This window comes from Clostridium lapidicellarium (assembly GCF_041224415.1).
Lineage (GTDB): Bacteria > Bacillota > Clostridia > Clostridiales > Clostridiaceae > Clostridium_B > Clostridium_B lapidicellarium.
In genome coordinates this window covers 1-20482 of the sequence record NZ_JBGFFE010000026.1, presented here as the reverse complement: position 1 = coordinate 20482, position 20482 = coordinate 1, and the positions used below count along the sequence as shown (strand labels likewise).

Below are 20482 nucleotides of genomic sequence, written 5' to 3'. Positions count from 1 at the left end.
ACATCTAGTATATATTAAAAAATAATTTATACAACCCTCTGTGAAAGATAAAAACTATTTCAAATTAATCCATAATCATTCCACTGCCTTGCTGCTATCCACCAGTATATTTATTACTTTACTATTTATCACATCAGTCTTTAAATACCCTTTTTGACTGTCCAGAATAAGTTTCGACATCTTCTCAATTTTATCCTCTTCCTTGCCGCCGTACTGCTTAGCCATATCCTTTGCTCTCTCCAAAAGTTCCTTGTCTTCTGCCTTAATGCCTTCAGCCTTAGCTATTTCTGCAATGACTAAATCCGTTTTAACCCTTTTTTCTGCTGTATCTTTCATGTAATCTCTAACTTTTTCCTCTGTATTATTGGTATATTTATAATAAGTCTTGAGATCCAGCCCCTGATATTTCAATTTCATCTCCAGATCCTTGAGCATGTTGTCAACTTCTTTTTTAATCATAACTTCTGGTATGCTCACCTCTGCATTCGAACAAGCTGCATCCACGACTGCTTCCTCATATTCCCTCTGGCTTCTCAACTTGTTTGACTCCTGTTTCTTCTTTTTTATGTCAACTTTTACCTCTTCCAGAGTGTCAAATTCAGATATCTCCTTTGCAAATTCATCATCTAAAGCCGGCAGTTCCTTATTTTTTATCTCCTTAACTGTAACTTTAAACACAGCTTCTTTTCCATTCAAATCATCTCTCCCATATTTCTCGGGAAATTTCACCTTAACATCCTTGGAATCTCCAGCCTTCAAACCAACAAGCTGATCCTCAAAATTATCTATGAAAGTTCCGGAACCAATTTCCAGTTTATAATCCTTTCCCTCTCCACCTTCAAATTCCTTGCCGTCTACTGTCCCTTTAAAATCTATCACAGCTATATTACCTTTTTCTACAGCTCCATCTTCTTTTGTCTCTATTCTAGCATTTTTCTCCTGCATTGTCTTCAATTCTTTTTCAACTTCTTCATCTGTTACGTCATATGTATTTCTTTTCACTTCAAGCCCTTTGTATTTCCCCAGTTTTACCTCTGGAAGCACAGTCACTGTTGCCGTATATATGAAATCTTTATTTTCACCTATCTGAACTATATTGATCTGGGGATAATCCACCGGTTTTATATTATTTTCCTTCAATACCTTAGGATATGTATCATCACAGCAAAAATTTATGGCATCTTCATAAAAAACTCCTTCACCATAATATTTTTTTATTATATTCATAGGGGCTTTGCCCTTTCTAAATCCAGGTATATTAAATTTCTTTACATTTTTGGCAAATGCCTTTTTCATAGCTTCATTAAATTTCGAAGATTCTACTGTAATTTCTAATTTTACAACATTCTCCTCTATCTTTTCCTTCTTAACATTCATTATAAAATTCCTCCCAATACACTAATTACTTGCTCTATACGCTTTACATCAACTATGTTATTATATCATATATCAATATATATTCATATATGGTACCTTTTACTTTTATTTATTGACTACAATTATCAATTATCTCTTTATATTATATATTTTACCACTAAAATTATAATATTCGCATTTTAATTTTACATTCACCAAACAAATTTTAAAAGCTGCCTTCTGCCAATACTTTCATCTTTTCAGCATAGCCGCCCTCAGCTGTTGAAAATACTGCAAATATAGTCCTTTGCCATTTTCAACTGACTATAATCTTTATAATTATCGCTGTACACTTCAATTATACCCACTTTATTATATCCTATTTCCTTTAATTTACAAAGTATTTTTTTATAATCCACATTCCCTTTCCCGGGGAGCAGGCAGGAATTTTTATCATCTCTGTCATTCAAATGAAGATTTTCCAGGGCACTTCCCATTACATCTATATATTCTTCAGGTGTTTTGCCAGCTCTATAGGCCTGCTTTATATCAAGAGTAAAATATATGGGATAAATACATTTATCCCGGAGCTCACGCAGAAAGTCGATATTACTGGACAAACACCAGAATACATTCTCCTGACACAATTTTACACCCTGTTCACCTGCAGTATATATCAACTTGTTATAAACATCAAAAATAAAATTTCTGGGAACTTCTTTCAATTTTCTATACTTCATTCCATGAAAAGTGTAGCACCTGGCTCCCAATAACCCTGCCAATTTACATACTTTTTTAAACTTTAAAAAAGCATCCTCCCTTCTTCTCTTATACTCATCAAATAGATAGGGTTCAAAAGAAGAAGAAAAAGCATGAACTGAATTGATAATAAAATTATTTTTCAATTTTTGCTCTAAAAGCAATCTTCCAAAACTTTCCTCATATTCACTATCACTGTTTAAAAATAACTCTCCCAGTTTAAATCCCAGATTTTTCATTACGGCTACGCTGTCCTCCGTATTGACATTTGGATAAAAACTGGCAGATGACAATCCTATATCCATAATACCCCCACTCAGCTTTTTACTATAATTTATCACTTAAAATACCCAGTTAGAAAGGTGTATATCCTCTCTACTGGGTGATAGATCCCGATGCATTTACATAAACAGTCGTACCATCTTCAACCACTGTAAGTCCCTTTTCAGTCAATCCCTGAAGCTTTACATTTTCTCCCTGTATGCCCTGAACCATAACATGGCTCTTATTTTGTATATTTTCTATCCAAACATACTTTTGAGTTTTTCCAAGCCACGGCAATTGACTTGTATATGCAATATTATTATCATCCAAAAATTTTGGTGAAGAGCACCACATATAGGATGGATTGTTGGATATCTGAGTATTTTTTTCTATTACATTGCCAGTAGTAGATACATACTTGGGATTTGTCAAATCCTGTTTACTTCCATTTATATCCACCAGCAGTATGCTTTGAGATTTGCCGTCAAATAAAACTATATTTTTAGCAGAGGGACTTATATCATAAACTATACTTCCGTCTCCCGGACTAACACTCTTGAATTTTTTCTCACTGTCCTTACCCTCATATGTCAAATTTGCACTCTTACCGTCACTCAATTCTATTTTATAGCTTCCTGCTTTTTCTGTTGACTTGGATTTATTTTCCACAGGGGCTTTTGCACCCTTGCTGCTATCTTTTACCGGTTTATTCTCAGCAGAAATATTACTCTTTATTTTATTTGTTTCCTTTAATACATCTTTAAATGCTCCCCTTATATAAATTACAGCCAGAGCTATTACAAATATGCATACTATCACAAGTATAATCAGGTTTCTCTTGCGTCGTCGCATTTTCTTATCATATTCTTTGCTAAAAATACTTGGCTTAACCACTCAAAAATTCCTCCTATACTCAGTATTAAAATTATGATCTTAAATACTCATGCCCGTAATTTATTATAACTCAAAATCTTAAAAAATAGTACTAATTTTTTGTGAACCTTTCCAGATATACATCAAATTCCCCTACATCAAGAATTACCCTACTTAAAAACCCTACTTCCTGGTTTTACATAATCCATCCCATTCTTACACATGGGACAATCTTTTGGATCATAGGTATTTATATCCAGCTTCACTGCACCGTACACAGGATATGGTATTTTGGCATCTTTTGTTCTTCTGTCCACTATGCAGCATATCCCTGCAACACTTCCCCCCATATTTTCAACAATTTTGGCAACTTCCATGGAAGATTTCCCTGTAGTTACCACATCCTCAGAAATCAAAATCCTTTCTCCCTTTTTTATCTCAAAACCTCTTCTTATAGTCATACTGCCATTTAGCCTTTCTGCAAATATTCCAGGTTTTCCCGTCTGCCTTGCAAGTTCATAGGAAACTATTATTCCGCCCATTGCAGGGCCTACAATTTTATCAAAATGGACATTCTTCAGTTTTTCCACAACAACTGACAATACTTTTGCAGCTCTGTCCGGATACTGCAAAAGTTTAGCGCATTGGCAATATCTGCTGCTGTGTCTTCCTGAAGAAAGTAAAAAATGTCCCTCTAAAAGGGCTCCAGCTTCTTTTAAATTATCTATAACCAAATTATTCATAATTTTCCTCCTATATTATTCCCCTTATTTCCTCTAGATCCTCTATATTCTCCTCAGCCATGTATTCTTCCAGTCCGTCTATTATATCCAAACATACATCGGGTTTAATGAAATTTGCACTACCAACCTCAACTGCACTGGCTCCCGCCATTATAAACTCCACCGCGTCTTCCCAGCTGCATATTCCGCCTATCCCAACCACAGGGACATCGACTGCCTTTGAAACTTCATAAACCATCCTTAAAGCTATGGGTTTTATTGCAGGCCCCGAAAGCCCGGCAGTTACATTGTCAAATACCGCTTTCCTGCTTTTTATATCCACTGCCATAGCTTTAAAGGTATTTACGAGGGATACGCTGTCTGCCCCTGCCTTACAGCAGCTGCAGGCCATATCAACAATATCCTCGGCATTAGGTGATAATTTTACCATAAGAGGCTTGCTGCACTTTCCCCTAACTGCCTTTACCACTTTATAAGCTGTTTCGGATTTTATTCCAAAAGCCATACCTCCGCATTTCACATTGGGACAGGATATATTAAGTTCTACAATATCCACATCAGAAGCACTTAACTTTTCCGCAGCTTCAACATACTCTTTCAAAGTTCCCCCGCCCAAATTAGCTATGACAACCGTACCAAGCTTTTTCATCCCTGGCAGTTCCACTTTTATAAAATGATCTACACCGGGGTTTTGAAGTCCGACACTGTTTAATATACCTCCTGTAGTTTCAAAAATTCTAATACCTTCATTTCCCTCTTTTTTATTCAGCGTAATACCCTTTGAACATATTGCACCCAGTTTTGACACATCATAGAATTCATTGTATTCCCCACCAAATCCAAAAGTCCCGGATGCAGCAATTACAGGGTTTTTCAAATTCACACCGCATATATTCAGCACTGGCCAGACTCCTTTCTAACCCAAAATATAACCGTTCTCGATTTACCACACCAGTTCACCGCCTGAAAAAACAGGTCCATCCCTACAAACTCTTTTATTCCCAGAAATCGTGTTACAAGTACATCCCAAGCAGGCTCCAATTCCACAGGCCATGCGTCTTTCCATCGATAAATACGCAACCGTACCCTTTTTCACACATTCTTCTGCAACTTTTTTCATCATGGATTCAGGACCGCAGCATAACACTCTGTCATAAAATTCAGCTTTAAAATTTTCCGTAACAAGACCCTTTCTCCCGTACTTTCCTGATTCCGTTGTAACAAATATATTGTCAACAGAAGGTTCCAGCTTCTCTATGGAATACACCTCATTTTTAAACCCTGCATACAGATCTATTTTCAGATTTTCAGAACTTTTGCTATTATTCAAATCATAATTTCTCAGATTCAAAATAAGATAAAACATCGGAGCAATGCCTATTCCACCAGTTATCACAGCAATTTTACCCTTTAAGTCATCCAGACAAAACCCGTTTCCCAAGGGTCCCAGCAGACTAATCTCATCACCTTTTCTTAACCTGCACAATCTCCTGGTCCCCCTTCCAACTACCTGATACAGGAAAGTTATCCTATCTTTCTCCAGATTACATATGCTCAGCGGTCTTGACAGTACAGGTTCCCTCTCCCAGCATCTCAGCATGTAGAACTGTCCCGGGCTGCCGCTGAAACTTCCACTTATCTCAAGTTTGTATATACCATCACTTATTTTTTCATTTTCATATACATATTTACATACATATTCCAATATATCTTCCTCATTTCTCTACGCTATTTCACTGATTTCCATATGGCATTCCTCATTTTAATGCACTCTTCCCTGGCACATTCCCCATAATTTTTTTCACCTTTTTCCCTTTTTTTATAGGCAAGCAATATACCTCTCGAGGAATTCACCACGCCGCCATTTCCGTTCTCAAGGTAAACCGAAACATCATCTGCACTTCCACCCTGGGCTCCATATCCGGGTATTAAAAAAAATGTGGTATCCAAATCTTTCCTAAGTTTTGACCCTTCTTCTCTATGGGTACAGCCTATCACACCTCCAAGACTGCTGTAACCGCAGTTTCCAATATATTTTTTACCCATATCGTTTATCTTTTCTCCAACTATTTCATACAGTTTTTTCCCCTTCTGCGTATCCGCATACTGCAGGTCCCTTGCCCCTCTATTTGAAGTCCTTACAAGTACGAACAATCCCTTGTTCTCATTCATGACATAGGGTAAATAAGGCTCTATGGTATCAAAACCCATATATGGATTTAAAGTTATGAAATCACTTTCAAAATCGCCTTCAAAATGGGCTCTTGCATACATTTCAGCTGTCTTTGCTATATCTCCCCTTTTAATATCGGCGATAACTACCGCACCCCTGCTTCTTACATATTTTAAAGTTTTGCTGTAGGCTCTAATTCCATCAATGCCCAGAGCTTCGTAGTAGGCTATCTGCACCTTGTAGCAGGCAGCTACATCACAAGTACTGTCTATTATGTTTCTATTGAATTCAAACACTGCATCCCCCGCACTTTTACAGGATCCTGCCGTACTTTCAGGTACATATCCCAGATCCGTATCCAGACCCACACATACATTTCCCCTTTTCTTCACACTGTCATACAGTTTATCTACAATCATGAACGTCCTCCCTCTTCAAATACAATTTTCCCTGCTTTTATGGTTTCAAGTATCTTTCCGGACACCTTCCACCCTTCAAAAGGAGTATTTTTGCCTTTGGATTCAAATTCAGAACTTCTTATCGTATACTCTCTGTTTAAATCCACTAAAATCAAATCTCCATCATATCCAGGAGTTACAGAACCCTTTTTTACACAAAGTATCTCAGAGGGATTCTTTGACATCAACCTGGAAAGTTTGTTCAACGTTATATGCCCTTTTTTCACAAGTTCCGTATAACATAAACTGAAAGCCGTCTCTATACCCGATATTCCGGCAGCACCCCTGTCCTTGTCTTCTCTGGTATGGGGGGCGTGATCCGTACTTATGGCATCCACCCAGCCTTTTTTTATGCTGTCTACCAGATAATCCACATCTTCTTTATCTCTGATAGGCGGGTTTACTCTGTAGTTGTTTCCTGAAAGAACTATATGATGGGGAGTAACCTCACAGGTTATATTTGCCCTCCTATTTTTGGCATCTATTATATATCTCATGGATTCCCTGGTACTTACATGAGCTATATGTACAGGACACCCCGTAAATTCTGAAAATGCTATGTTTCTCCAGGTCATTATATTTTCTGCCAGCCTCATGTTAATATCGGAAAGGGACTCTTCCTCCGAGTGGCACATAACTATCTTTCCCAAATTTCTGGCTTTCATCATTGCCTTGACCATGACTTTGCCATCCATAACATCTTTGCCATCTTCAGATATTATCTTCACTTCTTCACCGAGCCTATCCAGATGGCTTATATCTCTTCCATCAAAATTGTTGGTTATAGTCGCACACTGGTGTGCATCCACAAGCCCCAATTTTTTTATTTTCTTCAATACATAATCTACAATTTTCATATTGCTGCATGGTGGATTTGTATTTGCCATAAGATTAACCATGGTATACCCGCCCCTGACTGCAGCCCTGCATCCGCTTTCTATATCTTCCTTATCTGTAAATCCCGGATCCCTGAAATGTACATGTAAGTCCACCAGAGACGGCATAAGAACCAAACCTCGGGCATCTATGGTCCTGCAGTCTATATCTAGATTTTCTCCAATTGTGCTTATAATTCCATTATCTATATAAACATCTCCCAGGAAATCTTGACAACAATCCACTATTCTGGCATGTCTTATAAGAAGCTCCACTTATATCAATCCTTTCAAATGTCCAAACTGCCCTCCATATATTTTTTTACAGGGATACATTCTTATTCTTATATATCTGGTCACAGTACTCGCACCTGTATTCTCCCGTTTTTTCATCTACCAGATTAAAAATATGAGGTACATTTTTCTCTATGGAAGTTACACATCTTGGATTTCTACATTTTATTATATTTTCTATTCTAGAAGGCAATTTCAGTTTTATTTTCTTATATATGGTCTCATCTTTTATTATATTAATCGTGATATTTGGATCTATAAACCCAAGTACGGCAAAATCCATTTCAAGGTTATTCTCTATCTTAATAATATCCTTCTTTCCAAGTTTTTTACTCTCGGCATTCATTATAAGGGCCACGGAATAATCAGCCTTATCTAATTCAAGATATTTATATATTTTCATTCCAAACCCGGCCTTTATGTGGTCAATTACTATCCCATTTTTTATACTGTTTATAGTTAGCATTAATTCATTACCTCCTTATTGAATTCCAAGCAGCTTCATCATGAGGGCCATTCTAACGTACATTCCATATTTAACCTGTTTAAAATAGCAGGCCCTGGGGTCACTGTCAATTTCATATGAAATTTCATTTACCCTTGGAAGTGGATGAAGTACAATCATATCCTTCCTCGCTCTGGATATTTTTCCCTTATCCAATATATAACTGTCCCTCAATCTTATATAGTCCTCTTCGTTGAAAAATCTTTCTTTCTGTACCCTTGTCATATAGAGTATATCCAAAGAGCTTATAATATCTTCCAAATTGTCGGTTTCACTGTAGTCAATATTTTTATTATCCATTTCTTTTCTGGTGTAATCCGGTATTTTCAATTCTTTGGGGGATATCAAGACAAAACTGTTTCCCTCATACCTGGACATGGCTTTGATAAGCGAATGTACTGTTCTTCCGAACTTTAAATCTCCACAACATCCTATTTTTAGATTTGACAATGTTCCTTTTATGGATTTGATGGTTAAAAGATCTGCAAGAGTCTGCGTGGGGTGCTGATGTCCTCCGTCACCCGCATTTATAACAGGCACAGGAGAATACATAGATGCAACTTTAGGTGCCCCTTCTTTGGGATGTCTCATGGCAATTATATCTGCATAACAGCCAACCACTCTTATAGTATCTGCTATACTTTCACCTTTGGAGACAGAACTTGAGCCTGCATCCGAAAAACCTATCACCTTTCCACCCAGCCTTATCATGGCCGATTCAAAACTCAGCCTGGTCCTTGTACTGGGTTCATAAAACAATGTGGCCAACAATTTTCCCTCACATACATGGGAAAATTGTTCTCTTCTCAAAATTATTTCATGGGCCAATTCAAATATTTCATTCATTTCCTCTACTGAAAAATCCATGATGTCAATTAAATGTCTTCCTTTTAACATTTTATTCCTCCTTCTCAGTATCTCTGTACTAAAATTAAAGGTTTAAAAAAAGTGTCTCCTAATTTGGAAGACACTTTCACACCGCATACTACAAATATTTCAAAATATTCATGAGGCCTTCCCAGTTTCTCTGAACTAGTTTTAAAGGACTTATAGCATTTAATTTTACTGTAGCTTAGAATACCATAATTTTAACTTCAAGTCAAGAATTAATTGCCATGTTAATTAAATTCCCTGCCACCTATTTTTATTATTATACCTTATTCCAAATTGATCTAAAACTTTCATTACATGATAATTTATAATATCATCTATCGTAGAGGGGTTATTATAAAATGCAGGCATAGGTGGAAGTATCCTTACCCCTATTCTTGAAAGTTTCATCATATTTTCAATATGTATCGGACTTAAAGGTGTTTCTCTTGGACATATCACCAATTTTCTGCCTTCCTTTAGCATGACCCCTGCACACCTGGATATGAGATTATCATCATAGCCACATGCAATGGAACTCAATGTTTTCATGCTGCAAGGAAGTATTATCATACCATCTGTCATATATGAACCACTCGATATTTTAGCTCCAAGTTCTCTGTAATCATAGTTGAAATCTGCAAGATCTGCAATATAGTCAATATTATAAGGCGTTTCAGTTTCTATATTTTTTTTAGCCCATTCACTGGTTACAAGATGAACTTTTACATTTTCAATATTCTTCAATGTTTCAACAAGCCTTACTCCATAGATGACCCCTGTTGCTCCAGTTATACCCACTACAATTTCCATATATCCATCTCCCGCTCAGTTGAAATTAATTGCTGTATTTAAGCTTTTCACAGAGAATTTTAGCCATTTCACAAGAAATATTTTCCACGGACGATATTTCCTCTTTTGTAATATTATCAAAGTGTATTCCACAGCATATTACAAAATGCCCTATAAATCCCCTTATAAATATATCTGATATTTTCTCCGTTATAAATCTTTCCTTGTGACTAGAAAATGTAATAGTTTCAACTTTCCCGTCATGAAAGGCTGTGACTGCTCCTATATGTTCCTTTCCACCAGTTAAAATTATACATAAGTCTTCTCCCATTTTAAAAGCTTTTAATTTAAGATCTATCCTATTTATTTTTTGATTGATCTCTATCATAGGGATTATTTTTCACCATCTACTATTTCCGGCACAGGGGGCATTTTAGGTAGATTTTTTATTTCTTCTCTATTTATTTTAAATTTTTTATTATACTTTTTTGGATCTCTAATATAGCTATCTTCTGTAGATCTCCATGAAAAACAGCAGTCATTGCATATATACACTTCCCAAACATCACCATTTGGTGATTTTGCCATTACTTCCACATTTTCAGATTCACATCTCGGACATATCATTTTCTCATTCCTCCTTATTTAGTTAAATTCTTCATGTAATTGAACCAGTAGTCTGATTTTGGAGGCGGCGTAAGAGGACTTACTTTTCTCCATGTATCAGGATACACAGGAGTTGTAGCATCTATTATAAGTTTTGTATGCATTCCAGGAGGATCAGATGACGGATCAAGCGGCATTCCGGGAGCATTGGGAATTAAAACCACATCTTTATCTGGCCTTACTCTTGTTGTCATAGCCCACATTACTTGTGATAAATTAAAGGGATCTACTGTTTCATCAACTACTATAATTATTTTTGAATATGGCATTCCATGCGGAGTGGACAAAAGTCTCATGGCAACTGCCTTTCCATAACCACCGAATCTTGATTTAGTTGAAATTATAACACCTATTCCATGGGTATACATTGCATTTACAGCAGAAACCTCGGGAAAATCTTTTTTAAGCTGCCTGTACAGAGGAAGGCTTGTATTTAAACCAACTAAATAATCAACTTCTGTCCATGGCATACCTATATAAAGATTTTCGAATATAGGATTTTTTCTGCAGGTTATAGTGGTGATTTTTATCTCAGGCTGAAGCCTCGCACCTGAATAGCTTCCAGGGAATTCTCCAAATGGTCCTTCTATTTTCCTAGACCTTGGAATTATATATCCTTCAAGAACTATCTCACTTCTTGCAGGAATATCTAGATTGCCATTTTCACTTTTAGTAAGTTCTATAGGTTCTCCTTTGAGAGCACCTGCAAATTCATATTCAGATTGTGCATATTCTATAGGAGTGCTGGCCATAAGATTTAGAACTGGATCATTGCCTATACATATGGCTACTGGAAGTTTCTCATTTCTCTGTTCTGCTTTTTTGAGATGAATGGCTATATCGTGAAATTGAAGCGGCTGTATTCCAAGCAAATCCCTGCCTTTTACCTGTATCCTGTATGTTCCTGCATTTTGCTTTTCAAAATTATCCGGATCATCTGGATCTCTCGTAACTGTAAGAGCTTTTGAAAGATAGAACCCACCATCATATTTATTTACTCTAAAAAGAGGCATTATATCAAAAACATTAATATCTTTTGTGATTTTCATTTCCTTAACAGGTGCATCGTCAACCCAGATAGGTTTTACAGGATACTTGGACCACCTTTTGTCAAGTTCAAAGAATTGATCTTTTACGGAAGTATTTTTGGGAAGCCCCATCATTAAAGCGCTGTTTTTCCAGGAACCATGGACATTCAGAACCACACTGTTATTATAACCCTTTATATTTTCGACCATAACTGCAGGGCCGTTGTTCAAATCAGGGGCCGATTTTCCTATGGCTGCAATGTCAGGCTCCGGCATAACTTCTTCTTTTATACGAATTAATTGATTTTCCCTCTCTAATATTTTCAAGAATTCTCTCAAGTCTCTATATGCCATATCTTACTCCTTTCTTATTTTAATACTATATAAATTTATATTTTTTCATTTGATATATAATTTATCGAATTATAATATCGAAGTATAATATATACTATTATATTTTAATTATAATTTAAACTTTATTTAAAATATTTTTATACTGGAGGTCATACTATTGGTAGAAATTAATGAAGATATATTTTCAAATCCATATTTTACAGAAAATGAAGATAATCTACTGTTACACTTTCTCGGCAAAGCTTGCCCAATGTTTCAAGAAGGATTCCCTCTTGACTGTGCCATAGGGATAACCGATAAGGAAAAATTTTTATGTTACTACAATGGCGAGGAATTAAACTGCGGCGATCTTGAAGGTAAAACCATTCCTCCTGGAGGATTAATAACAAAGGCCCTTGAATCAGGACAAGTAGAAAGTGGTACAATGCCAAAAGATACTTATGGCGTTGCATTCAAAGCATCAGTCATACCAATAAAGGGTAAAAAAAATAACATAATTGGTACATTGAACATAGCAATAAATCTAAAAAATCAAGATGCTCTACTTGAAGTAAGTGACACTATTCAATCATCATCGGAACAATTAAGTGCTTCATCCCAGGAAATTGCCTCATCTGCCCAGGATCTTCTAAACAAAATTCTAGAAGTTCAAAATTACACCAATGAAATAATAAATCAAATAAACAATACCAACAAAATATTAGATTTTATAAATGAAGTTTCCCAAAATACTAAACTTTTAGGACTTAATGCGGCAATAGAAGCTGCACGAGCTGGAGAATATGGCAGGAGCTTTTCAGTTGTTGCAAATGAGATTCGAAAGATGTCAAAAAAAAGTGCTGATTCCGTAACAAACATAAAAAAGATATTAAGTTCGATAGATGCTGTTGCAGCAAGCCTTCAACAAAAAGTAAATGAAACTACAGACATATCAAATTCTCAAGCCTCTTCTACGGAACAAATAGCAGCCTCAGCGGAAGAATTGAGTGCATGTACTGCAAACATATCAGAAATTGCTAAAATAATATAAATTTTACCTATTTTAAAACATAAAAAGAGATATAAAATCTTATACATCAAGGTTTTATATCTCTTTTTAAATATTACATATAACTGTTGGTTTAGCCGCTCTATTAACTGAAATTAATAATATTTAGCACAAACTTAACATGAATATGCAATCAAAAAACAACTATAAGAAATATTATTATATTAGGAATACAAAATACGAGGAGGGATAATGTGAAGGTAGCTATTTTTACAGATACTTTTTTGCCCCAGATAAATGGAGTTACAAATACTCTGAGCAGACTTTCAGAATATTATGAAGCAAATGATATCAAATATTTAATATTTGCACCTGATAGTGATGTAGGGAAAAATACAAATTATAATATTCATAGATTTTTCAGCATAAAATTTTTTCTCTACCCGGAGTGCAGGATAGCTTTCCCTAACACATTTAGATTAAATGCCTTACTATTTGATTTCAAGCCAGATATAATTCAGCTCATGACTGAATTCAACATGGGAATGGCAGGGCTGAAATATGGAAAAAATCATGGAGTACCTACTGTATCCAATTATACAACTAATTTTTGTCAGTATTTAAATTATTACAATCTTGGCTTTTTAAAGAATTATATATGGGATTACATGAGATGGTTCCACAATCAAAATAATTTGACCTTATGTCCGTCGGAAGAAATAAAACTGTATCTTAAAAATAAGGGAATATCAAATACAGATATTTTCTCAAGAGGTATAGATTCTGAAAAATTCAATCCCAAGTTGAGAAGTGAAAATTTAAGAAAACGGCTTGGTGTCAATGACAAATTGGTATTTCTATATGTAGGCAGGGTCTCACCTGAGAAAGATTTGGATATCCTGATTGATGCCTACACAAAAGTATATAATAAATATGGAGACAAGATAGCTCTTGTTATAACAGGAGAAGGTCCATATCTGAACAGATGCAAAAATGATCTTCCAAAAGATACTATATTTACGGGATTTAAAAAGGGGAAAAAATTAGCGCAAATTTATGCATCAGGTGACATATTTGTCTTTCCCTCTTCAACGGAGACTTTTGGTAACGTAGTACTTGAGGCCATGGCTTCGGGTATTCCGGTTATAGGTGCTGATGCCGGCGGAGTCAAAAATACTATTGAACATAAAATCAACGGTCTTAAGTTCAAGGCGAGGAATGCCAATGAATTAACCAATTCAATGATAGAACTAATCGAGGACGAAGACTTGAGAAATACATTGAGCATAAATGCCAGAAACACCGGACTTAAAAGATCCTGGAACAAGGTCTTCAGCAGACTTATGGACACTTACGACGACATTTTACTCAATAAAAAGAACAGCATTATCAGTGCTTAATAGTGCCGAAAAATTTAAATTCTGCATAAAGAAAACATCCAAATTTCAACCTGGATGTTTTTTATATTTACTATATTAAATTGCGGTATTGCATATACGGTATATCTACTGTCTGTTTATCACATTTATCTGCATTCCCTCCATAACATCAAGGGCTTTTTCATTCAAGATCTCATCATTGCTGGCAGTACAGGATGCATCAACTATTATCTCAGCCTCCGGGAGTGCCGCTTTAGCCAAAACAGCATTGGATATAACACAGATATTTGATACAACACCAATCAGTTCCACACTATCATACCTATTATTCTCAAGGTATTTCGCAAGTTTCATGGATCCAAAAGTGGGTTTTTTAAATATTCTGGTATTTTCATCACACAAATCGGCAATTTTCCCGTACAGCTTCCATCCTTCCGTATTCACAATACAATGGGGAATCGGGAGATTTTTCCCTTCCTGGGTATTCAGATAGCTGTTACCATGAGTGTCAAAGGTAAATACCACCTCATAATTATTTTTCCTGTACTTTTCAATCTTTTCCTTAATTTTATCCTCCAGCACAACTGCTTTGTCAAATCCCAGACTGCCATCTACGAAGTCCTTCTGATAATCCACAACCACAAGTATTCTTTTCATTGAAAATCTCTCCTTTCATATATTCATATAATTTTCACTTTATAAATAATTATATAATATCCAATCAAGTAATTCCCGAGTCCTCAGACTCAATCGCAAACAAAATCTAGGAGGAGATAAATGAACAAGATAAAATTTGTCTATGACTTACTAGAAACAATCAAGCAGAAGGAGAATCTTAAGGGAAGCCTCAATATGGTAGGGGTAAAAGACAATACCAAGGTATTTGAGATGAACAGCAGCAATGGTTTTTATTTTCACAACAAATCCCTGCTAAATCATGAACACAAGCTAAATAAAGCAAAACTGCTGCTTAGTACATTAAACCACATGAAGATTGAAAAAAATAGAGTAAACGGCTACACACTTTCCCTGATTTCAGATAAAATGTCAAAAGATCTTCAGGATCTGCTATTTGAAATAATAAACAGTAATACAAAGGAGGAAAATAATTTTATAAAACAATTTCATGAATCAAAGGAATTCAAATTCCAAGTAAAATTATCCATAAGCAACAGATATGAAATAAAAAAATCCATTGTTGAAATAGAAAATCCCCAATCCAAGATGAAGCTCAATGTGAACGTAAAGTTAATCTAAAAAACAAATGAGTAATTCATATGCAGGCTATTGCAATTTGCCGATAGCCTGCATGTTTTTATCTGGAAAGAATTTAGTATATTGTGGAATACAAGAAAGATATAATAGCACCAGTAATTGCGGGATCAATTACTCATAAATAATATTTATAAGTGAATAAAAAAACAGTATTTAACATGTAAACCTTTTGAATTTATAATATAAGTAAATTCAAAAATAAATTGTAGAAAGGGGATAAAATTTGTCATGGGGAAAACTACTTCCAATTCTAAAAGCAAATATATAAGACTATTAATATCTGTTGCAGTAGGAGTAATAATTTGGATTATTCCAGCTCCTTCCGGAGTAAAAATCAATGCATGGCATATGTTTGCTATTTTTATTGCAACCATAATAGGATGTATACTGAAACCACTTCCCATTGGCGCTGTATCCATAATAGGATTGACCATAACAGTTGCTACAAATACAACTACAATGAAAGTGGCACTTTCCGGATTCAGTCAAAGCAGTATATGGCTCATAGTTATGGCTTTCTTTATTTCCAGGGGCTTTATAAAAACCGGCCTCGGTTCCAGAATAGCTTATCAATTCGTACGGCTGTTCGGTAAAAAAACTCTTGGTTTATGCTATTCCATTTTATGTTGTGATCTTGCTATAGCTCCAGCAACACCAAGTAATACAGCAAGAGCCGGGGGTATAGTATATCCCATAGTTAAATCTCTTTCAGAATCTTTTAATTCAAGGCCGGAGGATGGAACAGAGAGAAAAATAGGATCTTTCCTTATATTTTCCGAGTTTCAGGGGGACATAATAACTTCGGCAATGTTTCTAACTGCCATGGCTGCAAATCCACTGGCTCAAACTCTGGCAGAAGGTTTAAATGTCCACATAACTTGGTTTGGGTGGTTTTTAGCAGCACTTTTGCCTGGAATCATATGTCTTATATTGGTTCCACTTATAATATACAAGATATATCCACCTGAAATAAAGGCTACACCTAATGCACCCGAAGTAGCCAAAGAACACTTGAAAAAGATGGGACCTCTCAGCAGGGATGAAAAAGCAATGGCATTTATCTTCATTGTAACATTGTTTTTATGGGTGACTGGAACTATAACCAAGATAGATGCAACTTTAACTGCCTTTATAGGATTATCTCTGCTACTGCTTTTCAATGTACTCAACTGGGAGGATATAAAAAGTGAAAAAGGAGCCTGGAATACTTTGATATGGTTCTCAGTGCTCGTAATGATGGCAAATGAACTAAATAAATTAGGGTTTATTCCATGGTTCAGCAAACTGATTGCAGGAAGTGTAAAGGGACTGAGCTGGCAGGTTATTCTCGCCGTATTAATTATAGCTTATTTTTACAGTCATTATATATTTGCAAGTGCCACAGCACATGTAAGTGCCATGTATTCGGCATTTCTGGCAGTGGCCATAGCCGGCGGAGTACCACCTATGCTGGCGGCATTGACCTTGGGATTCTTTGGAAACCTGTTTGCATCCACGACCCATTACAGCAACGGCCCTGCACCTCTTCTGTTTGGTTCGGGTTATGTAAGCCAAAACAAATGGTGGAGCCTGAACTTCATACTGGGAATATTCTATATAGTAGTCTGGCTTGGAATCGGACCTATATGGTGCAATATTATAGGTGTATACTAATAACATAAATGATCAAGAAAATAATTTCAATTCGATAAGGGGTGATTTTATGAAAGAAATCAAACTCAAATATAAAAGCTCTCAGTGTACAGTAGAAATTCCAGATAAAAATCTACATGGCATCTTAAATTCACAGGATCTTCCTGAAGTAAAGAATGCCGAAGAGGAAGTAAAATCTGCAATGCAAAACCCTATAGATTCAGAAACTCTGAGCACATTAGCCAGAGGCAAACACAATATTGTAATACTTGTAAGTGATATAACCCGTCCCTCACCATCTTATATACTGCTTCCTCCTATAATAGAGGAACTTGTAAAATCAGGAGCAAGCTATGACAATATAACTGTAGTTTTCGGACTCGGCTATCACAGAAAACAAACTGCAGAGGAGATGGAAAAACTAGTTGGACATTCCATATTCAATAAAATAAAATGTATCAATCATGATATAGATGACTGCATCAATATCGGCACCACTTCAAGAGGAACCCCCGTAGACATATTCCGTCCTGTTGCAGAAGCAGACTTTATAATAGCTACCGGAAACATGGAATTTCACTACAAAGCCGGTTACAGCGGTGGAAACAAGGCTTTACTTCCAGGTGTATGCAGTAAAAGAACCATTGAAACAAATCATGTAATGATGATAAAACCGGGAGCCATGCCTGGAAAATGTGAGGGAAATCCAATGAGGGAAGATATCGACGAAGCAGGCACTCTTGCCGGAGTGGACTTTATAGTAAATGCTGTATTAAACAGCCACAAAAAAATAGTAAAGGTGGTAGCAGGCAATCCTATAAAGGCCCACAGGGAGGGAACCAAATATATAGACAAAATGTATAAGATAAAATTAAAAAAGAAGGCCGACATTGTAGTTGCTTCCTGCGGTGGTTATCCAAAGGACATAAATTTATACCAATCCCAAAAAGGACTTGAAAATGCCAGTTACGCAGTAAAAGACGGTGGAAGCATAATTCTCCTTGCAGAATGTAGAGACGGCCTTGGGGAAAAACTATTCAAAGAATGGATGATGAAAGCCAAAAATCCTCAAGAACCTGTAGAGTGGATACAAAAAAAATTTATGCTTGGTGCCCATAAAGCAGCTGTTATCTGCACAGTTTTAGAAAGAATCAAAGTATACCTGGTTTCATCCATGAGTGACGAAATTGTAAAAAATATTTTTATGCACCCGGTGAGATCTCCACAAGAAGGATTGGATATGGCACTTAAGGAATATGGAGAAAATTCCAGTGTACTTGTCATTCCCTATGCAAATTCAGTACTTCCATGCGTGGAAAATTAAAAATACAAACTAATTAACAAAAGGAGTGTTTACAAATGCACAATTTGAAAGGACAGGATTTATTGAGAAATCCATTTTTAAACAAAGGAACTGCTTTTACAGAAGACGAGAGAGAAAAATATGATCTGGCGGGTTTCCTCCCGGATGCAGTCAGGACTTTAGAAGAGCAGGAGAAATTTGCCTATAACAGATCAAGGGATTTTAAAAGCAATCTTGAAAAACACCTTTATCTCATGGATATATATGACACGAACAGGACTCTGTTCTACTATCTGGTAGGAAAACATATTGTTGAATTTCTACCTATAATCTACACTCCAACTATAGGAGATGCCGTTATAGATTATTCCAAAAATTATGATACCCCCAAAGATGCTGTTTTTTTATCCATAGATCATCCGGAAAATATAAAAAAATCCATACAATCAGCTCTCAAAGATCTGGACGAAATAAAACTCATAGTTGTGACCGATGGTGAAGGCGTACTTGGCATAGGCGACTGGGGAGTACAGGGCGTGGATATTTCCATAGGCAAATTGGCAGTATATACTGTAGCCGCAGGAGTAAACCCCAGAAATGTTCTACCTATAGTAATAGATGCAGGGACAGACAATGAAAAACTCTTAAATGATCCCGGTTATCTGGGAAATAAGCATAGGAGAGTCAGGGGAAAAAGGTATTATGATTTTATAGATAAATTTGTGAAGATAAGCCTTGATCTATTTCCAGAAGTTCTTCTTCACTGGGAGGATTTTGGACGTGGAAATGCAAGAACCATTTTGGAAAAATACAGAGATAAGATCTGTACTTTCAATGATGACATACAGGGTACAGGAGTAATGATGAACTCTGCCATAAACGCAGTAGCAAGAGTTACGGGCGTACCTGTAAGAGATCACAGAATAGCAATTTTCGGAGCCGGTACCGCCGGAATAGGTGTAAGCGATCAGATATTTCTGGAAAAAATCAGAAGCGGTCTGTCTGAAGAAGAGGCTAAAAAACAGTTCTATCTCATAGATCGCCAGGGGTTACTTACAGACGACATGCAGGATCTTACAGAGGGACAGAAAAAATATGCAAGATCAAAAAATGAATTCAAAAAACCTTTAAAAGATCTGGCTGAGATAATAAGGGAAATCAAACCTTCCGTACTCATTGGAACTTCCGGCACCCATGGTGCTTTCACGGAAGATGTAATAAAGGCCATGGCAGAAATAAACAAAAGACCTGCCATCATGCCCATCTCAAATCCTACAAAACTCTGTGAGGCAACCGCTGAAGATATGATAAAATGGAGCGACGGAAGAGCTCTCGTAGTTACAGGAAGTCCATCGGAACCAGTAAATTACAAGGGCACAACCTATACTATAGGTCAGGCCAACAATGCCCTTCTCTATCCCGGCCTTGGACTCGGAATAATAGTTGCAAAATCAAGAATAGTAACGGACGGCATGCTGTCCGCTGCAGCCCACGGCATTGCATCAATCCAGGATCTTTCAAAACCTGGTGCTCCCATACTTCCGCCCATATCCAGGCTGCGGGAAGCTTCAAAACTGGTAGCAACTGCCGTAGTAGAAGAAGCTGTAAAAGAAGGCTTGAACAGGGCATCTATATCCGACGCCAAAAAAGCAGTGGAGAATGAAATCTGGGAACCCTGCTACAGACAATAAAAAAACCGTACTATATGCATACCTGCATGTAGTGCGGATCTAATTCTTAAATTTTAATAGGAGAAGATTTACTGAAGGCAAAATTTCAAGACAATTCAGTATATTTGATTATATTTGAAAAATCATCAATACCAATATATAATTTGAGGAGGGCTTAGAAAAGTGAAAAAGGGATATATATTTATTATTTTAACTGCCATTTTA

Annotated in this window: 21 protein-coding genes; 6 read left to right on the top strand and 15 right to left on the bottom strand. The window is 36.3% G+C overall.

Features of this window, described 5'->3' with window-relative positions; genetic code table 11:
- Nucleotides 1-75: 75 nt before the first annotated feature.
- The 14 genes from tig to AB8S09_RS13625 form a co-directional block, all read right to left on the bottom strand.
- On the bottom strand, nt 76-1377 hold the full coding sequence (tig, locus tag AB8S09_RS13690; protein WP_294184630.1) for a trigger factor: 1302 nt from the start codon (nt 1375-1377) through the stop codon (nt 76-78).
- A 254-nt stretch (nt 1378-1631) separates the two neighbouring features.
- A complete protein-coding gene (locus AB8S09_RS13685; protein WP_294184632.1) occupies nt 1632-2420 on the bottom strand; it encodes a sugar phosphate isomerase/epimerase family protein in 789 nt (262 codons plus the stop codon).
- A 70-nt stretch (nt 2421-2490) separates the two neighbouring features.
- Nucleotides 2491-3273, bottom strand: a complete 783-nt coding sequence (locus AB8S09_RS13680; protein ID WP_294184634.1) for a hypothetical protein — start codon at nt 3271-3273, stop codon at nt 2491-2493.
- Nucleotides 3274-3422: 149 nt separating this feature from the next.
- A complete protein-coding gene (pyrE, locus tag AB8S09_RS13675) occupies nt 3423-3995 on the bottom strand; it encodes an orotate phosphoribosyltransferase (RefSeq protein ID WP_369869325.1) in 573 nt (190 codons plus the stop codon).
- A 10-nt stretch (nt 3996-4005) separates the two neighbouring features.
- The gene (locus AB8S09_RS13670; RefSeq protein ID WP_294184637.1) at nt 4006-4896 is read right to left on the bottom strand and encodes a dihydroorotate dehydrogenase; all 891 of its coding nucleotides are present in this window, start codon (nt 4894-4896) and stop codon (nt 4006-4008) included.
- A 42-nt stretch (nt 4897-4938) separates the two neighbouring features.
- Nucleotides 4939-5700: a dihydroorotate dehydrogenase electron transfer subunit gene (locus AB8S09_RS13665; RefSeq protein WP_294184638.1), complete on the bottom strand. Its 762-nt coding sequence runs from the start codon at nt 5698-5700 to the stop codon at nt 4939-4941.
- A 23-nt stretch (nt 5701-5723) separates the two neighbouring features.
- Nucleotides 5724-6587: an orotidine-5'-phosphate decarboxylase gene (gene pyrF, locus AB8S09_RS13660; RefSeq protein WP_294184640.1), complete on the bottom strand. Its 864-nt coding sequence runs from the start codon at nt 6585-6587 to the stop codon at nt 5724-5726.
- Nucleotides 6584-7777, bottom strand: coding sequence for a dihydroorotase (locus AB8S09_RS13655; RefSeq protein WP_369869324.1), 1194 nt, complete (start codon nt 7775-7777; stop codon nt 6584-6586). Before AB8S09_RS13655 ends, pyrF begins: the two co-directional genes overlap by 4 nt.
- Before the next feature lie 46 nt (nt 7778-7823).
- Entirely contained in the window at nt 7824-8261 is a 438-nt protein-coding gene (locus tag AB8S09_RS13650) for an aspartate carbamoyltransferase regulatory subunit (RefSeq protein WP_369869323.1), read from the bottom strand.
- 15 nt (nt 8262-8276) lie between these two features.
- Nucleotides 8277-9197: an aspartate carbamoyltransferase gene (pyrB, locus tag AB8S09_RS13645; protein WP_294184644.1), complete on the bottom strand. Its 921-nt coding sequence runs from the start codon at nt 9195-9197 to the stop codon at nt 8277-8279.
- 225 nt (nt 9198-9422) lie between these two features.
- Nucleotides 9423-9983, bottom strand: coding sequence for a UbiX family flavin prenyltransferase (locus AB8S09_RS13640; protein WP_294184646.1), 561 nt, complete (start codon nt 9981-9983; stop codon nt 9423-9425).
- Between the two features lie 25 nt (nt 9984-10008).
- Nucleotides 10009-10350 (bottom strand): prenylated flavin chaperone LpdD, encoded by a 342-nt coding sequence (gene lpdD / locus AB8S09_RS13635; RefSeq protein ID WP_294184649.1) that lies wholly within the window; start codon nt 10348-10350, stop codon nt 10009-10011.
- A gap of 5 nt (nt 10351-10355) precedes the next feature.
- Nucleotides 10356-10589 carry a non-oxidative hydroxyarylic acid decarboxylases subunit D gene (locus AB8S09_RS13630; protein WP_294184652.1) on the bottom strand — a complete coding sequence of 78 codons (234 nt, stop codon included), beginning with the start codon at nt 10587-10589 and terminating at the stop codon, nt 10356-10358.
- Nucleotides 10590-10603: 14 nt separating this feature from the next.
- Nucleotides 10604-12010, bottom strand: coding sequence for a non-oxidative hydroxyarylic acid decarboxylases subunit C (locus AB8S09_RS13625; protein WP_294184653.1), 1407 nt, complete (start codon nt 12008-12010; stop codon nt 10604-10606).
- A gap of 157 nt (nt 12011-12167) precedes the next feature.
- Here AB8S09_RS13625 and AB8S09_RS13620 point away from each other — a divergent pair, with 157 nt between their 5' ends.
- On the top strand, nt 12168-13040 hold the full coding sequence (locus AB8S09_RS13620; RefSeq protein WP_294184655.1) for a methyl-accepting chemotaxis protein: 873 nt from the start codon (nt 12168-12170) through the stop codon (nt 13038-13040).
- A gap of 212 nt (nt 13041-13252) precedes the next feature.
- Nucleotides 13253-14398, top strand: coding sequence for a glycosyltransferase family 4 protein (locus tag AB8S09_RS13615; protein WP_369869322.1), 1146 nt, complete (start codon nt 13253-13255; stop codon nt 14396-14398).
- A gap of 105 nt (nt 14399-14503) precedes the next feature.
- On the opposite strand, the gene AB8S09_RS13610 is transcribed toward AB8S09_RS13615, so the two are convergent.
- Nucleotides 14504-15034 carry a cysteine hydrolase family protein gene (locus AB8S09_RS13610; RefSeq protein ID WP_369869321.1) on the bottom strand — a complete coding sequence of 177 codons (531 nt, stop codon included), beginning with the start codon at nt 15032-15034 and terminating at the stop codon, nt 14504-14506.
- A gap of 120 nt (nt 15035-15154) precedes the next feature.
- Between AB8S09_RS13610 and AB8S09_RS13605 the strand changes: the two genes are divergently transcribed.
- The 4 genes from AB8S09_RS13605 (at nt 15155) to AB8S09_RS13590 (ending at nt 20278) form a co-directional block, all read left to right on the top strand.
- A complete protein-coding gene (locus AB8S09_RS13605) occupies nt 15155-15634 on the top strand; it encodes a hypothetical protein (RefSeq protein WP_369869320.1) in 480 nt (159 codons plus the stop codon).
- A 246-nt stretch (nt 15635-15880) separates the two neighbouring features.
- The gene (locus tag AB8S09_RS13600) at nt 15881-17305 is read left to right on the top strand and encodes an anion permease (protein WP_369869319.1); all 1425 of its coding nucleotides are present in this window, start codon (nt 15881-15883) and stop codon (nt 17303-17305) included.
- 49 nt (nt 17306-17354) lie between these two features.
- On the top strand, nt 17355-18608 hold the full coding sequence (gene larAH6, locus AB8S09_RS13595; protein ID WP_294184666.1) for a nickel-dependent malate racemase, LarAH6 family: 1254 nt from the start codon (nt 17355-17357) through the stop codon (nt 18606-18608).
- Nucleotides 18609-18643: 35 nt separating this feature from the next.
- On the top strand, nt 18644-20278 hold the full coding sequence (locus AB8S09_RS13590) for an NAD-dependent malic enzyme (RefSeq protein ID WP_294184668.1): 1635 nt from the start codon (nt 18644-18646) through the stop codon (nt 20276-20278).
- Nucleotides 20279-20482 lie beyond the last annotated feature (204 nt).

Bases quoted from the DNA above. Each gene is read 5' to 3' on its own strand.
- tig (WP_294184630.1), bottom strand. From the start codon at position 1,377: ATGAATGTTAAGAAGGAAAAGATAGAGGAGAATGTTGTAAAATTAGAA.
- AB8S09_RS13685 (WP_294184632.1), bottom strand. From the start codon at position 2,420: ATGGATATAGGATTGTCATCTGCCAGTTTTTATCCAAATGTCAATACG.
- pyrE (WP_369869325.1), bottom strand. From the start codon at position 3,995: ATGAATAATTTGGTTATAGATAATTTAAAAGAAGCTGGAGCCCTTTTA.
- pyrF (WP_294184640.1), bottom strand. From the start codon at position 6,587: ATGATTGTAGATAAACTGTATGACAGTGTGAAGAAAAGGGGAAATGTA.
- AB8S09_RS13650 (WP_369869323.1), bottom strand. From the start codon at position 8,261: ATGCTAACTATAAACAGTATAAAAAATGGGATAGTAATTGACCACATA.
- pyrB (WP_294184644.1), bottom strand. From the start codon at position 9,197: ATGTTAAAAGGAAGACATTTAATTGACATCATGGATTTTTCAGTAGAG.
- AB8S09_RS13640 (WP_294184646.1), bottom strand. From the start codon at position 9,983: ATGGAAATTGTAGTGGGTATAACTGGAGCAACAGGGGTCATCTATGGA.
- lpdD (WP_294184649.1), bottom strand. From the start codon at position 10,350: ATGATAGAGATCAATCAAAAAATAAATAGGATAGATCTTAAATTAAAA.
- AB8S09_RS13630 (WP_294184652.1), bottom strand. From the start codon at position 10,589: ATGATATGTCCGAGATGTGAATCTGAAAATGTGGAAGTAATGGCAAAA.
- AB8S09_RS13625 (WP_294184653.1), bottom strand. From the start codon at position 12,010: ATGGCATATAGAGACTTGAGAGAATTCTTGAAAATATTAGAGAGGGAA.
- AB8S09_RS13610 (WP_369869321.1), bottom strand. From the start codon at position 15,034: ATGAAAAGAATACTTGTGGTTGTGGATTATCAGAAGGACTTCGTAGAT.
- AB8S09_RS13605 (WP_369869320.1), top strand. From the start codon at position 15,155: ATGAACAAGATAAAATTTGTCTATGACTTACTAGAAACAATCAAGCAG.
- AB8S09_RS13600 (WP_369869319.1), top strand. From the start codon at position 15,881: ATGGGGAAAACTACTTCCAATTCTAAAAGCAAATATATAAGACTATTA.
- larAH6 (WP_294184666.1), top strand. From the start codon at position 17,355: ATGAAAGAAATCAAACTCAAATATAAAAGCTCTCAGTGTACAGTAGAA.
- AB8S09_RS13590 (WP_294184668.1), top strand. From the start codon at position 18,644: ATGCACAATTTGAAAGGACAGGATTTATTGAGAAATCCATTTTTAAAC.